Source organism: Duganella levis, assembly GCF_009857605.1.
Classification (GTDB): Bacteria; Pseudomonadota; Gammaproteobacteria; order Burkholderiales; family Burkholderiaceae_D; genus Rugamonas; species Rugamonas levis.
This window is the reverse complement of the sequence record NZ_WWCT01000014.1, coordinates 124,920-138,766: the sequence shown is the minus strand read 5'-3', so window position 1 is coordinate 138,766 and position 13,847 is coordinate 124,920. Positions and strand designations below refer to the sequence as shown.

At 63.0% G+C, this 13,847-nt stretch carries 13 protein-coding genes; 10 read left to right on the top strand and 3 right to left on the bottom strand.

Translation table 11 applies throughout. The features are described 5' to 3' along the window. The 10 genes from mraY to GTP69_RS17675 all read left to right on the top strand — a co-directional run bounded on the left by mraY (position 1) and on the right by GTP69_RS17675 (position 11,419). Positions 1–1,170: a phospho-N-acetylmuramoyl-pentapeptide-transferase gene (gene mraY, locus GTP69_RS17720; protein ID WP_110847271.1), complete on the top strand. Its 1,170-nt coding sequence runs from the start codon at positions 1–3 to the stop codon at positions 1,168–1,170. Next, complete coding sequence (gene murD, locus GTP69_RS17715; RefSeq protein WP_161056103.1) at positions 1,170–2,777, top strand: UDP-N-acetylmuramoyl-L-alanine--D-glutamate ligase; 1,608 nt, start codon at positions 1,170–1,172, stop codon at positions 2,775–2,777. The genes mraY and murD overlap by 1 nt, the downstream gene beginning before the upstream one ends. Beyond that, on the top strand, positions 2,777–3,997 hold the full coding sequence (ftsW, locus tag GTP69_RS17710; protein ID WP_161056102.1) for a putative lipid II flippase FtsW: 1,221 nt from the start codon (positions 2,777–2,779) through the stop codon (positions 3,995–3,997). The genes murD and ftsW overlap by 1 nt, the downstream gene beginning before the upstream one ends. Beyond that, on the top strand, positions 3,994–5,073 hold the full coding sequence (gene murG, locus GTP69_RS17705) for an undecaprenyldiphospho-muramoylpentapeptide beta-N-acetylglucosaminyltransferase (RefSeq protein ID WP_161056101.1): 1,080 nt from the start codon (positions 3,994–3,996) through the stop codon (positions 5,071–5,073). Before ftsW ends, murG begins: the two co-directional genes overlap by 4 nt. Next, a complete protein-coding gene (gene murC / locus GTP69_RS17700) occupies positions 5,070–6,461 on the top strand; it encodes a UDP-N-acetylmuramate--L-alanine ligase (RefSeq protein WP_161056100.1) in 1,392 nt (463 codons plus the stop codon). The genes murG and murC overlap by 4 nt, the downstream gene beginning before the upstream one ends. 3 nt (positions 6,462–6,464) lie before the next feature. Beyond that, positions 6,465–7,433, top strand: coding sequence for a D-alanine--D-alanine ligase (locus tag GTP69_RS17695; protein ID WP_161056099.1), 969 nt, complete (start codon positions 6,465–6,467; stop codon positions 7,431–7,433). A gap of 7 nt (positions 7,434–7,440) precedes the next feature. Continuing rightward, positions 7,441–8,244, top strand: a complete 804-nt coding sequence (locus tag GTP69_RS17690) for a cell division protein FtsQ/DivIB (RefSeq protein ID WP_110847265.1) — start codon at positions 7,441–7,443, stop codon at positions 8,242–8,244. Between the two features lie 14 nt (positions 8,245–8,258). Continuing rightward, positions 8,259–9,491: a cell division protein FtsA gene (gene ftsA / locus GTP69_RS17685; RefSeq protein ID WP_110847264.1), complete on the top strand. Its 1,233-nt coding sequence runs from the start codon at positions 8,259–8,261 to the stop codon at positions 9,489–9,491. 115 nt (positions 9,492–9,606) lie between these two features. Further along, the gene (gene ftsZ, locus GTP69_RS17680) at positions 9,607–10,833 is read left to right on the top strand and encodes a cell division protein FtsZ (protein WP_161056098.1); all 1,227 of its coding nucleotides are present in this window, start codon (positions 9,607–9,609) and stop codon (positions 10,831–10,833) included. Positions 10,834–10,915: 82 nt separating this feature from the next. Then, positions 10,916–11,419, top strand: a complete 504-nt coding sequence (locus tag GTP69_RS17675) for a peroxiredoxin (protein ID WP_161056097.1) — start codon at positions 10,916–10,918, stop codon at positions 11,417–11,419. A gap of 33 nt (positions 11,420–11,452) precedes the next feature. Here the strand turns inward: GTP69_RS17675 and GTP69_RS17670 are convergent, their stop codons facing one another. The 3 genes from GTP69_RS17670 to GTP69_RS17660 all read right to left on the bottom strand — a co-directional run bounded on the left by GTP69_RS17670 (position 11,453) and on the right by GTP69_RS17660 (position 13,845). Beyond that, positions 11,453–11,911, bottom strand: a complete 459-nt coding sequence (locus GTP69_RS17670) for a DUF2628 domain-containing protein (protein WP_161056096.1) — start codon at positions 11,909–11,911, stop codon at positions 11,453–11,455. Between the two features lie 65 nt (positions 11,912–11,976). Further along, entirely contained in the window at positions 11,977–13,044 is a 1,068-nt protein-coding gene (locus GTP69_RS17665) for a fumarylacetoacetate hydrolase family protein (protein ID WP_161056095.1), read from the bottom strand. Between the two features lie 69 nt (positions 13,045–13,113). Next, positions 13,114–13,845 carry an SDR family oxidoreductase gene (locus GTP69_RS17660; RefSeq protein ID WP_161056094.1) on the bottom strand — a complete coding sequence of 244 codons (732 nt, stop codon included), beginning with the start codon at positions 13,843–13,845 and terminating at the stop codon, positions 13,114–13,116. Positions 13,846–13,847: the final 2 nt, after the last annotated feature.

Here is a 13,847-nt window from a genome sequence, read left to right as displayed (position 1 = left end):
ATGCTGCTCTGGCTCGCACAATTTTTCCAGCAGGACGTCGGATTACTCCGGGTGTTCAACTTCATTACGTTCCGCGCGGTGTTCGCTACCGCGACGGCGCTGTTCATCGGCCTGGCCGCTGGTCCGTTCGTGATCCGCAAGCTGACCGCGATGAAATACGGCCAGGCCGTGCGTACCGATGGCCCGCAGACCCACCTGAAAAAACAGGGCACGCCGACCATGGGCGGTGTGCTGATCCTGCTGTCGATCGCGATTTCCACGCTGCTGTGGTGCGACCTGTCGAACCGCTTGATCTGGCCTGTGCTGATCGTGACGCTGGGCTTTGGCGCGGTCGGCTGGGTGGATGACTACCGCAAGGTGGTGTACCAGGACCCGGAAGGCATGCGCTCGCGCGAAAAGTATTTCTGGCAGTCGCTGGTCGGTATCGCCGCCGCGCTGTACCTGGCGTTTTCGGTGTCGGCGCCGAGTACTTCGCAAGTGTTCGAGCTGTTCTTCGCCTGGGTGCGTTCCGGCTTTGAGATGGATCTGCCGCCCAAGGCTGACTTGATTGTGCCGTTCTTTAAGACCATCAGCTATCCGCTGGGTGTGTGGGGCTTCATCGCGTTGACCTACTGTGTCATCGTCGGATCGTCCAACGCCGTTAACTTCACCGATGGCCTGGATGGCCTGGCCATCATGCCGACGATTATGGTCGGCTCGGCTCTCGGCCTGTTCGCTTACCTGACCGGTAGCGCCAACTATTCGAAGTATCTGTTCCTGCCGCACATTCCTGGCGCGGGCGAACTGATTATCTTCTGCGGCGCACTGGCTGGCGCGGGCCTGGCCTTCCTGTGGTTTAACACCCATCCGGCGCAGGTGTTCATGGGGGACGTCGGCGCGTTGGCGCTGGGCGGCGCGCTGGGCACCATCGCGGTGATCGTGCGTCAGGAGATTGTGTTGTTCATCATGGGCGGTATCTTCGTTGCGGAGACGGTGTCGGTGATGATTCAGGTGGTGTGGTTCAAGTACACCAAGAAGCGCTATGGCACCGGCCGGCGCGTGTTCCTGATGGCGCCACTGCATCACCACTTTGAACAAAAAGGCTGGAAAGAGACCCAGGTCGTCGTTCGCTTCTGGATTGTGACGATGATTCTGGTCCTGGTTGGACTCTCGACGTTGAAACTGCGCTGATGATTTACGACGGCAAAAACGCACTGGTATTAGGGCTGGGAGAATCCGGCCTGGCGATGGCGCTGTGGCTCGCCCGCAGCGGCGCGCGCGTGCGCGTGGCCGATACGCGTGAGTCGCCGGATCGTCTGCCGGCGCTGCGTGCCGCCGTGCCGGATGTGGAATTTGTCGCCGGCCCGTTTGGCCCGTCGCTGCTGGAAGGCGTGGACTTCGTCACCGTCAGCCCAGGCCTGGCGCCGGGCCGCGAGTTGAAAGAGATTGCGCCGGCCGCCGCTGCCGCCGGCATTGAAGTGTGGGGCGAGATCGAATTGTTCGCGCAGGCGCTGGAAGCGCTGAAGGCGGAACGCGGCTACGCACCGAAAGTCATCGCCATCACCGGCACCAACGGCAAGACCACCGTCACCACGCTGGTCGGCCAATTGTGCGAACGCGCCGGCAAGACTGTGCGCGTGGCTGGCAACATCAGCCCGGCCGCGCTGGACGTGCTGCGGGAAGTGCTGGACGCGTCGCCAGCGCCTGCCGCCCCGGCCGGCCAGGACGCATCCGATGCTGCACCAGCCGACGACGCCGTTGCACCGCCTGCTGCCGACGCGCCGTCGCCCGCCACGCAGCTGCCGGAAGTCTGGGTACTCGAACTCTCGTCCTTCCAACTGCAAACCACCTTCACGCTGGAAGCCGATGCGGCGACCGTGTTGAACGTGACGCAGGACCACCTGGATTGGCACGGCGACATGCCTTCCTACGCCGCGGCCAAGCACCGCATCTTCGCCGCCAACACCGTGCGCATCCTGAATCGTGACGACGCCACCACCATGCGCATGGCCAGCGCCACCGGCCATAACGTCACCTTCGGCACGGACGCGCCAGTCCTGCGCGACGACCTTGGCCTGAACAACGAGCGCGGCGTGCTGTGGCTGGCCACCGCCGTCCCGGCCGAAGAAGAGGGCGAACCGAAAAAACGCAAAAAGAACGAGCTGCCGCCACCGCCAGTGGAATGCATCGTCAAGAACCTGATGCCGGCCGACGCGCTGCAAATCCGCGGCGTCCACAACGCCGCCAACGCGCTGGCCGCGCTGGCCCTGTGCCGCGCCATCGACCTGCCGCTGGCGCCACTGCTGCACGGTCTGCGCGAATATCGCGGCCAGCCGCACCGCGTGGAACTGGTCAGCGCGATCAATGAAGTTGAATACTACGACGACAGCAAGGGCACCAACGTCGGCGCCACCGTGGCCGCATTGAATGGGCTGGGCAAAGCCTTCACCGGCGCCAACCAGCGCATGGTTGTCATTATGGGCGGCGACGGCAAAGGCCAGGACTTCGCACCATTGGCTGAACCAACCGCGCACTTTGCGCGCGCCGTGCTGCTGATCGGCCGCGACGCGCCGCAGATCCGCGCCGCGCTGCAAAACACTGGGGTTGAGCTGGAAGACTGCGGTACCGACCTGCCGCAAGCCGTCAAGCGCGCCAGCGAACTGGCACAAGCCGGTGACGCCGTGCTGCTGTCGCCAGCCTGCGCCAGCATGGACATGTTCAAGAACTACGCGCATCGCGCCCAGGTGTTCATCGACACCGTGCGTGACATCGCCCTCGACGCTGGACAGGAGATCTGATGCCGCTCCAGCTGCCATTCCGCTTTGGCGCCAAGTCGGCTGAATCGCCGATGGATAGCCGCGCGCGGCAGTCGAAGATGATGGAGTACGACCAGCCGCTGGTCTGGGTCACCTTGTTGCTGATGCTGCTGGGGATGGTGATGGTGTACTCGGCCTCGATCTCGCTGCCGGATTCGCCGAAGTTCGCCAACTACGTCCGCTGGCAGAATACCTACTTCCTGCAACGCCAGGCGATGTTCATCGGCGTCTCGCTGATCGCCGGCCTGTTCGTGTTCCGCATCCGCATCGCCGACTTGCAGAAGGCCGCGCCGTACCTGTTCATCGGCACGCTGGTGCTATTGGTGGCGGTGCTGATTCCCGGCCTGGGCGTGGTGGTCAACGGTGGCCGCCGCTGGCTGTCGCTGCGCGTGTTCAACGTGCAGCCATCGGAGTTGATGAAAGTCGTGGCCGTGCTGTACGCCGCCGACTACACGGTGCGCAAGCAGCAATATATGCACAAGCTGACCAAGGGCTTCATGCCGATGGCGGCGGCAGTCGGTTTCGTCGGCCTGTTGCTGCTGCTGGAGCCGGACCTCGGCGCCTTCGGCGTGATCGTCTGCATCGCCATGGGTATTCTGTTCCTGGGTGGGATCAACGCCATCTGGTTCGGCGGCATCGGCGCCGTGCTGGTAGTGATTTTCGGTTCTATCATCGCGCTGTCCAAGTTCCGCCGCGAGCGTTACTTCGCCTACCTCAATCCGTGGGAAGAAGATAACGCCATGAACAAGGCTTATCAGCTGACGCACTCGCTGATTGCTTTCGGGCGTGGCGAGATTTTTGGCGTCGGTCTGGGTGGCAGTGTCGAGAAGCTGCACTACCTGCCGGAAGCGCATACCGACTTCCTGCTGGCGGTGATCGGCGAAGAACTGGGCCTGGCCGGCGTGCTGGTGGTGATCGCGCTGTTCTACTGGATCATCAAGCGCGCCTTCGATATCGGCCGCCAGGCTATCGCCATCGACCAGACCTTTGCCGGCCTTACCGCCAAGGGCATCGGCATCTGGATCGGCGTACAGACGTTTATTAATATGGGCGTGAATCTGGGTTTACTGCCAACCAAGGGCTTGACCCTGCCGCTGATGAGCTATGGCGGAACGGGTGTTGTGATTAACTGCGTCGGACTCGCGATCCTGCTCCGGATCGACTACGAGAACCGGGTCCTGATGCGTGGTGGCAGACTATGAAACGATTAATGATTATGGCGGCCGGCACGGGCGGTCATATTTTCCCAGGCCTGGCGATCGCGCAAACCATGCGCGCGCGCGGCTGGGAAGTGAGCTGGCTGGGCACCTCCACCGGTATGGAGCAGGACCTGGTGCCGAAGCATGGCATCACCATGGACAGCATCAACTTCACCGGCATGCGCGGCAAGGGCATCAAGCACTCGCTGGGCGGCGCGCTGAAGATGGTGAAGGCGTTCAAGGACTGCTTCAGCTTCATCGGCCGCCGCAAGCCGGACGTGGTAATGGGCATGGGCGGTTACGTCACCGTGCCGGGTGGTTTGATGTCGCGCCTGCGCGGCACGCCGCTGGTGCTGGTCAACGCCGATGCGGCGCTGCTGCTGTCGAATAAAACGCTGGTGCCGTTCGCGGGCCGCGTGTGCTTTGGTTTTCCTGCCAATTTCGGCAGCGCCGCAGGCAAAGCGGTGGTGACCGGTAATCCGGTGCGCAAGGAGATCCTGGACATGGCAACGCCGGCCGAGCGTTTCGCCGGCCGCGAAGGTCCGCTGCGGATTCTGGTGGTGGGCGGCAGCCTTGGCGCGAAAGCGCTGAACGACAGCCTGCCGGCAGCGCTGGCGCTGATCCCGGAAGGCCAGCGTCCGCTGGTGACCCACCAGTCGGGCAAGAAGAATATCGAGGCGCTGCGCGCGGCCTATCAGCAGGCCGGCGTGACGGCCAACGTGGTCGACTTCATCGACGACATGGCGGCTGCCTACAGCACTGCGGATCTGGTGATCTGCCGCGCCGGCGCCATCACCGTGTCGGAATTGACGGCGGCGGGCGTGGCCAGCGTGCTGGTGCCGTTCGTGGCGTCCACCACCAGCCACCAGCGCGACAACGCGCAGTGGATGGCGGCGCAGAAGGCGGCGATCCACATGCCGCAAACGGAATTGAGCGCGCAAGCAGTTGCGACGCTGTTGGAAACGCTGACCCGCGCGTCCTGCCTGGCCATGGCCACGGCGGCGCGCGAGGTCGGCAAGCGCGATGCGAATGAAGCAATCGCACAGGTATTGGAAGAATTAGCATTGGATAAGCTGTGAAACACAAAGTACAGAACATACACTTCGTCGGCATCGGCGGCAGCGGCATGAGCGGCATTGCAGAAGTGCTGCTCACGCTGGGCTACACCGTGTCCGGCTCGGACCTGGGCAGCAACGCTGTCACCCAGCGCCTGGCCGATATGGGCGCGATCGTGTATCAGGGCCACGCGGCAGAAAACATCGGCAAGGCCGATGTCGTCGTCACCTCTACCGCTGTACAGCAGGACAACCCTGAAGTGGTGGCGGCACGCAGCCGTAAAGTACCTATCGTCCCGCGCGCGCTGATGCTGGGCGAGTTGATGCGCCTGAAGCGCGGCATCGCCATCGCCGGCACCCACGGCAAAACCACCACCACCAGCCTGGTGGCGTCCGTACTGGCGCAGGGCGGACTCGATCCGACCTTCGTCATCGGCGGCCGCCTGACCAGCGCCGGCGCCAACGCAAAACTGGGCACCGGCGAATACCTGGTGGCGGAAGCCGATGAATCGGATGCTTCGTTCCTGAACCTGACGCCGATGATCGAAGTGATCACGAATATCGACGCCGATCACATGGAAACCTACGAGCACGATTTCGAGAAGCTCAAGCAGGCCTTCGTTCACTTCACGCACCGCCTGCCGTTCTACGGCCGCGCCATGCTGTGCATCGACGATCCGCATGTGCGCTCGATCCTGCCGCAGGTGACCAAGCCTGTCACCACCTACGGCTTTGCCGAAGACGCTGAAGTGCGCGCCGTGAACGCGCGCGCCGTCGGCGTGGAGATGCACTTCACCGTCATCCAGGAAGGCTATCCGGACCTGGACGTGGTGCTGAACCAGCCAGGCCTGCACAACGTACAAAATGCCTGCTCGGCGATTGCCATCGCCCGCGAGATCAATATCCCGGACAGCGCCACGCAAGCCGGCCTGGCTGGCTTTGCCGGCGTTGGCCGCCGCTTCACCAAGCATGGCGATGTCGCCATTCCTGGTGGTGGCGTGTTCACGCTGGTGGACGATTTCGGCCACCACCCGCTGGAAATGGAAGTCACCATGGCCGCCGCGCGCGCCGCCTATCCGGGCCGCCGTCTGGTGCTGGCCTTCCAGCCGCACCGCTACAGCCGCACGCGCGACCTGTTCGAAGACTTCGTCAAAGTTCTCGGCGCGCCGGACGTGCTGGTGCTGGGCGAGGTGTACGCCGCCGGCGAAGCGCCGGTAGTGGCAGCCGACGGCCGCGCGCTGGCGCATGCCTTGCGCGCACGCGGCAAGACGGAACCGATTTTTGTTGAGGCGATCGGCGATATGCCGGAAACCATCATGGGCGTGGTGCGTGGCGGCGATGTCGTCATGACCATGGGCGCAGGCTCGATCAGCGGCGTCCCGGCCAAACTGACTAATTATCCAAAGGTCTGAATCGTGAGTACCATCAATCCACAAGACGTGAAAGACACGGCGGCATTCGGCAAGGTCGGCGTGCTGTTTGGCGGCCGTTCTGCGGAACGTGAAGTATCCAATATGTCCGGCGCCGGCGTGCTGGCTGCGCTGCTGAGCAAAGGCATCGATGCCCACGCCTTCGATCCGGGCCAACGCTCGCTGGCCGAACTGGCGGCGGAAAAATTCGACCGCGTGTTCATCGCGCTGCACGGCCGTTACGGCGAAGACGGCAGCCTGCAAGGCGCGCTGGAACTGCTGGGCATTCCTTACACCGGCAGCGGCGTGATGGCCAGCTCGGTGGGCATGGACAAGATCACCACCAAAATCGTGTGGCTGAACGCCGGCTTGCCGACACCGCGCTACACGGTGCTGAACGCGCAATCGGATTTGGCGGCCACCGCTGCCGATCTGGGCCTGCCGCTGATCGTCAAGCCGCCGCATGAAGGTTCGACCATCGGCATCACCAAGGTGAGCGAAGCCGGCGCCTTCCAGGCCGCGTACGATATCGCCGCCGCGCTGGACGATTCGGTGCTGGCGGAAGAATTTGTCACCGGCCGCGAATTCACGGTCGCCATCCTGGGCGGCAGCGCCACTGCGCGCGCACTGCCGATCGTGGAGATCGTCGCACCGGAAGGCAATTACGATTATCAGAACAAGTACTTCACCGACGACACCAAGTATCACTGCCCGGCCGTGCTGCCGGATGCGCTGACCGCCGAGATGCAGCGCATCGCGGTGGACGCCTACCGCACGCTGGGCTGCGAGGGCTGGGGACGCGTCGATGTGCTGCTGCGCGAACGTGACCAGAAGCCGTTCCTGCTGGAGGTGAATACTTCGCCGGGCATGACCAGCCATTCGCTGGTGCCGATGGCGGCGCGCGCGGAAGGCATCAGCTATGAGGACCTGTGCGTGGAAATCCTGCGCACGGCCCGTTTGAAGTTGAAGGGATAAGCAGTAGATGTGGCAAGACGCGAAGGCTTTGAATGCAACCGCCAGCGGCATCGTTGCGATGACGCTGCTGGCCTGCATAGCAGCCGGCGTGTGGTGGGTGTCGCAGCGGCCGATGTTCAACCTGCGCACCATCCGTATCGAGAGTATCGGGCCGCAGGACGATTTGCGGCATGTGAATCACCTGACGCTGCGTAACAACGCGCTGGGTCGGATCAAGGGTAACTTCTTCACCACCAACCTGGATGCGGTACGCCAGGCGTTTGAGTCCGTGCCCTGGGTACGCCGCGCAACGGTACGCCGCGAATGGCCGGACCAGTTGATCGTGGCGCTGGAAGAGCATGAGGCGCTGGGCACCTGGGGTGAGGATGGCAGGCTGCTGTCGACCAAGGGCGATGTGTTCACTGCCAACCTGGCCGAGGCGGAAGAGGATCACGCGCTGCCGGAGTTTGATGGTCCGGACGGCAGCGAGAAGGAAGTGCTGTCGCGGTACGACGAGTTGCGCAACTGGTTTGCGCCGCTCAAGCTGGTGCCGCAGGCGCTGTCGCTGTCGGGCCGCTATGCGTGGACGGTGAGGCTGGATAACGGAATGAGCGTGGCGCTGGGACGGGAACAGACCAGCACCACGTTGAAGGAAAGGGTAGACCGGCTGGTGGGCATTTATCCGCAGCTGGTGGAGCATCTGCCTAATATAGAAACGATCGACATGCGGTACCAGAACGGTTTGGCGTTGAGCGCGCAGGGACTGAAGATTCCAGCGGAAGGCGCGAAGCCAAAACCATTAGTGAAAAAACCGGACACCAAGCATAACTAGCAGGCAGAGAAGAAATGACTAAAGACGCGAAAAACCTGATCGTCGGCCTCGATATCGGCACCTCCAAAGTGGTGGCCGTGGTGGCCGAGGTGATGGCCGATGGACGCCACGAAGTGATTGGCCTGGGCCAGCACGAATCGCGAGGCCTGAAGAAAGGCGTGGTGGTCAACATCGAAGCGACCGTGGAATCGATCCAGCGCGCGCTGGAAGAAGCGGAGCTGATGGCCGACTGCAAGATCCGCAATGTCTACGCCGGCATCGCGGGCAGCCATATCCGCAGCTTCAATTCGAGCGGCATGGTGGCGATCAAAGATAAAGAAGTGACGGCGACCGACGTAGCGCGCGTCATTGAAACGGCAAAGGCGGTTAACATTCCGACCGACCAGCAATTGCTGCACACCGTGCCGCAAGAGTTCATCGTCGACAGCCAGGAAGATGTGCGCGAGCCGATCGGCATGAGCGGCATCCGCCTGGAAGTGAAAGTGCACATCGTCACTGGCGCGGTATCGGCAGTGCAGAACATCGTCAAGTGCGTGCGCCGCTGCGGCCTGGAAGTGTCGGACCTGATCCTGCAACCGATGGCCTCCGCCGATGCAGTGCTGACCGGCGACGAGAAGGAACTGGGCGTGGTGCTGATCGACATCGGCGGCGGCACCACCGACGTGGCGGTGTTCTCCGACGGCGCGATCCGCCACACGGCCGTGATCCCGATCGCCGGCGACCAGATCACCAACGACATCGCGATGGCGCTGCGCACGCCGACCACGGAAGCGGAAGAGATCAAGATCCGCTACGGCGTGGCCAAGCAGGTGCTGGCCGATCCGGGCGAATCGCTGGAAGTGCCGGGCCTGGGCGACCGCGGTCCGCGCAACCTGTCGCGCCAGGCGCTGGCTGCGGTGATCGAGCCGCGCGTCGAAGAGCTGTTCGCCATGGTGCACCAGGTGGTGCGCGAGTCGGGCTATGAAGGCGTGCTGTCCTCGGGCATCGTGCTGACCGGCGGCACCGCGATCATGCCGGGCATGGTCGAAATGGCGGAAGACATATTCCTCAAGCCGGCGCGTCTTGGCACGCCGGATTATCGTGGCCAGCTGGCCGACGTGGTGCGCAGTCCGCGCTACGCGACCGTGCTTGGCCTGTTACAGGAAGCGAAAAAGCAGTACCTGCGTGGCCACATCGTCACGCGGCAGGATGGTTCGGTAAAGGCAGTCTGGCAGCGCATGAAGGAATGGTTCCTCGGGAACTTCTGAGGCATACGGGACGTACTAGAAATTTTTTATATTAAACCGCAGTTTTCAATCCCCAGTTCTCCTACAATTATGAGGACTGGCGCTTGAAAACCGCATTCTGATAGGGAGTCACATCATGGAGTTCGATATGGTCGATAACGCAGCTTTAGGCACCGTCATCAAGGTCGTCGGCGTTGGCGGTGCGGGTGGCAATGCGGTGCAGCACATGATCAACAAAGGCATGTCGGGCGTCGAGTTCATCGCCGCCAACACCGATGCGCAAGCACTGGCCACCTCGAAGGCCGACAACATCATCCAGATCGGCGAGACCGGCCTGGGTGCAGGCATGAAGCCGGACGTCGGCCGTCGCCTGGCGGAAGAATCGCGCCAGCGCATTGAAGATTCGCTGCGCGGCGCGCACATGGTGTTCATCGCTGCCGGCATGGGCGGCGGCACCGGTACCGGCGCGGCGCCGATCGTGGCCGAAGTGGCCAAGTCGCTGGGCGCGCTGACCGTAGCTGTCGTCTCGAAGCCGTTCTCGCACGAAGGCCAGAAGTGCATGGACATCGCCGACGAAGGTCTGGAGCAGCTGTCGGCCAACGTCGACTCGCTGATCGTGATCCTGAACGAGAAGCTGGAAGAGATCTACGAAGACGAATCGCTGATCGAATGGCTGCAACACGCTGACGATGTGCTGAACAACGCGGTCGCCGGTATCGCCGAGATCATCAACGTGCCGGGCCACATCAACGTCGACTTCAACGACGTGAAAACCATCATGGGCGAGCAGGGCAAGGCCATGATGGGCACCGCCACCGCTTCCGGCGTGGACCGCGCGCGCATCGCCGCCGAACAAGCCGTGGCCTCGCCGCTGCTGGACGGCGTCGACCTGTCGGGCGCCCGCGGCGTGCTGGTGAACGTCACCGCATCGCGTGGCCTGAAAGGTAAAGAGATCAAGGAAGTCATGGCAGCCGTGCGCGCGTTTGCGGCGCCGGATGCATCGATCGCACAAGGTATCGCCTACGACGACGACATGGGCGACAGCATCCGCGTGACCGTGGTTGCGACCGGCCTGGGCAAAGCCAAGAAGCACGTGCAACTGGTGCCGCAGCAAATGCTGCGTACCGGCACCCACAACAGCCCGATGATGCCATCGGCTGCCATGGGCGGCGCGGCGGCAGCGCAAGGCATGTCGATGGGCGCGACCAGCGGCATGGGCGGCGGCGCCTCGCCGGCGTTCGACGGCATGAAGGCGCCGGCGGTATGGCGTCGCGAGTCGGCCTCCGAGCAGGTGCGCGCGATGGAGAAGAACGGCATGGAAACCTACGACATTCCAGCCTTCCTGCGCAAACAGGCCGATTAAGGCATACTGCCGGTTCTATTCCGGGAAGAGCCGCACCTCGGGTGCGGCTTTTTTTATATTCATGCAGATAAAGGAGTCATCCATGACCATCAAAATCGGCGACCAATTGCCAGAAGGCAGCTTGTCCGAATACATCGAAATCGAAACCGAAGGCTGCTCGCTGGGCCCGAACACGTTCAACGTGCAGGAACTGGCGAAAGGCAAGACCATTGCCATCTTCGGCTTGCCAGGCGCGTTCACGCCAACCTGCTCGGCCCAGCACGTGCCGGGTTATGTGCAGCACGCGGAAGAATTCAAAGCCAAGGGCGTGGATGAAATCTGGTGCATCTCGGTCAACGACGCGTTCGTGATGGGCGCCTGGGGCCGCGACCAGAAAGCCACCGGCATCGTCCGCTTCATGGCTGACGGCAACGCTGCATACTCGAAAGCACTGGGCCTGGACGCCGACTTCAGCAAGTTCGGCATGGGCACCCGCTCGCAGCGCTACTCGCTGCTGGTGGTGGACGGCGTGGTCAAGCAACTGAACGTCGAACAGGGCGGCAAGTTCGAAGTGTCGAACGCTGAAACCCTGCTGGGCCAGCTGTAATCAGGAAGACGGCGCCAGTGGCGCCGTTTTTTTTTACCACCAGCCGTTGTCCTTCAAGACCAGCTTGCGATAGTAGTCGGTGTTGGAGCGCAGCATGCACCATGCCGCTGCTGCGATGTTGACGCCAAATTTCAGTGAACCCAATTCGTTGTCTGGCGACGCCAAATCAATCAGCATGAGTGGCACAAAACCCAGCAACCAGTAGACCAGCGCTTTGCGCCACATGCCTTTGACGAGGAAGTACAGCGGGCCGAAGAGAAACGCCCAAATATTCCAGGTCATGCGGAAGTGTTCGCCAAAGCCGAGTTGCTGCCGCATCGGCAGGCCAGGGCCGCCGGCCTTTTCGATCAAATCAAAGCGTATGCGCCATATTTGCGAAATGTCGTCCGGCAGATCGGCTGGCGGCATGGTTGTTCCGCAAGCGGTGCAGTTGACCAAGGCCGCGAGATTCTCCGCGCCGCAATTCTGACAGTTGGACATGACGTGCTCCATGTGGAAACAGGGAAGCTCATCATGTCATCCGTATGACCGAATAATTTTGATTTGCAGCAACTAAACTAGCCTTCCGCCTTGATGACGTTGCGGATGATGCCGATGCCGGTGACTTCGGTTTCCATCACGTCGCCGGGCTTCATGAATTCCGGCGGCTTGCGGCTGAAACCGACGCCGGACGGCGTGCCCGTGGTGATGATGTCGCCCGCTTCCAGCGTCATGCCGCGCGACAGTTCGGCGATCACGCGCGGAATCTTGAAGTACATCTGCTTGTAGCTGGCGTTCTGTTTCTCCACGCCGTTGACGCGGCTGATGACGCGGGCGTCGTCCAGATTCAAGCCGGCCGCCGTGACGATCCACGGTCCCATCGGGCCATAACCGTCCAGGCTTTTGCCTTTGAACCATTGGCCGCCGTGGCGCTTCTGCTGGACGTCGCGGGCGGTGGTGTCGTTGTAGACGGCGTAGCCGAACACGTGGTTCATCGCCTGCTCTTCCTTGATGTTGCGTCCGCCACGGCCGATGACCACCGCCAGTTCTGCTTCCCAGTCCACCTGCGTGGAGTTGCTGGCGTCGAAGGGGATGGTGTCGAACGGGCCGTTCATGGTGTTGACGCCCTTGGTGAAGAACACCGGATTGGCCGGATATTCCGTCACCACGCGGTCGACCCGCGCCGCTTTGCCTTCTTCAAAATGATCGAGGTAATTCCAACCGACCGCATAGATGTTGGCGCGCGGTCGCGGAATCGGCGACAGCAGCCGCACGTGGTTGACGGTGGGACGCATGATGCGCAGCAGGGCGGCGCGTTCGGCCAGCGCATGCACCTGCACCAGGCCCTGGTCGCCGCTGTCGATCAGCGACAGCATGGAATCGGGATCGAACGCCAGCTTGACCTTTTGCCGCTTGGCTTCGGCGCCGATATCGATCACCTGGCCATCATCGAACACGACGCCGACACGCGGCTTGTCCTGCGGACCCGGCGCGAAGGTGACCAGGCGCAGGCCCAGCTTGGCCGCCAGCGGCGCGATGGCGCCGACCTGTGGTGCTTCGATGTCGGCCGCAGCCGCCTGCCCCAAAACGCCAACCGCTGCGCTGGTGGCGCCCAGCTTGAGAAAATTACGACGATTTCCCTGCATGCCTGTCTCCTGGTGTGAGTGTTGGAGCATAGTATGCCATGTCAACTGGCAGGCGCATGCGGGCCCTTGTCAGACCAGGCGGACCCCGCCGTCGACATGCAGCGTGGCGCCGTTCATGTAGCCGTTGGCCATCAGGAACAGCACGGCGGCGCCGGCTTCGTCGGCGTTGCCGAGACGGTGCAGCGGCAGCGTCGCTTCCAGGTTGGCGACATAGGCGTCGCGGCCGGCGCCCAGCGCCTTGTCGAACAGCGGTGTGTTGATCGGGCCGGGCGACAGCGTGTTGACGCGGCGCGGCGCCAGCTCCAGCGCCAGGCCGCGCGCGAAGGCTTCCATTGCCGCGCTGGCCGAGGCCAGGATGGCGGTGCCGTGAGCGTTCGGCCGGTCGGCCAGCATGCCGGAGATGAAGGTGATCGATGCTGCGGCGGCGAGGCGGTCGCCCAGGGCGCGGATGATGTGCACGGCGGCCCACAGCCGTTCGTCAAAGGCGCGTTGCAGATGCGGCAGCTCGGTCTGCAGCACGCTGCCGGTGACGAAGCTGCCGGCCAGTAGCACAAGATGGTCGACCGCAGGAATGTCGGCCAGTGCCGGCGCCGCCGATTCCGCCCGCGTGACATCGAACGCGCGATAGCCGGCGAAACCATGTTCGGCTGCAACGCCGGCAGCGCGCCCGACGTCGAAGCCGGTGACGATGACGGCCGCGCCGGCCGCCTTGGCCTGGATGGCTGCCGACAGGCCGATGCCGGAAGTGCCGCCGACGATCAGGACGGTTTTGCCTTGCAGTTCGTTGAAGAGGTTGCTCATGT

Bases quoted from the DNA above. Each gene is read 5' to 3' on its own strand.
- mraY (WP_110847271.1), top strand. From the start codon at position 1: ATGCTGCTCTGGCTCGCACAATTTTTCCAGCAGGACGTCGGATTACTC.
- murD (WP_161056103.1), top strand. From the start codon at position 1,170: ATGATTTACGACGGCAAAAACGCACTGGTATTAGGGCTGGGAGAATCC.
- ftsW (WP_161056102.1), top strand. From the start codon at position 2,777: ATGCCGCTCCAGCTGCCATTCCGCTTTGGCGCCAAGTCGGCTGAATCG.
- murG (WP_161056101.1), top strand. From the start codon at position 3,994: ATGAAACGATTAATGATTATGGCGGCCGGCACGGGCGGTCATATTTTC.
- GTP69_RS17690 (WP_110847265.1), top strand. From the start codon at position 7,441: ATGTGGCAAGACGCGAAGGCTTTGAATGCAACCGCCAGCGGCATCGTT.
- ftsA (WP_110847264.1), top strand. From the start codon at position 8,259: ATGACTAAAGACGCGAAAAACCTGATCGTCGGCCTCGATATCGGCACC.
- ftsZ (WP_161056098.1), top strand. From the start codon at position 9,607: ATGGAGTTCGATATGGTCGATAACGCAGCTTTAGGCACCGTCATCAAG.
- GTP69_RS17675 (WP_161056097.1), top strand. From the start codon at position 10,916: ATGACCATCAAAATCGGCGACCAATTGCCAGAAGGCAGCTTGTCCGAA.
- GTP69_RS17670 (WP_161056096.1), bottom strand. From the start codon at position 11,911: ATGGAGCACGTCATGTCCAACTGTCAGAATTGCGGCGCGGAGAATCTC.
- GTP69_RS17665 (WP_161056095.1), bottom strand. From the start codon at position 13,044: ATGCAGGGAAATCGTCGTAATTTTCTCAAGCTGGGCGCCACCAGCGCA.
- GTP69_RS17660 (WP_161056094.1), bottom strand. From the start codon at position 13,845: ATGAGCAACCTCTTCAACGAACTGCAAGGCAAAACCGTCCTGATCGTC.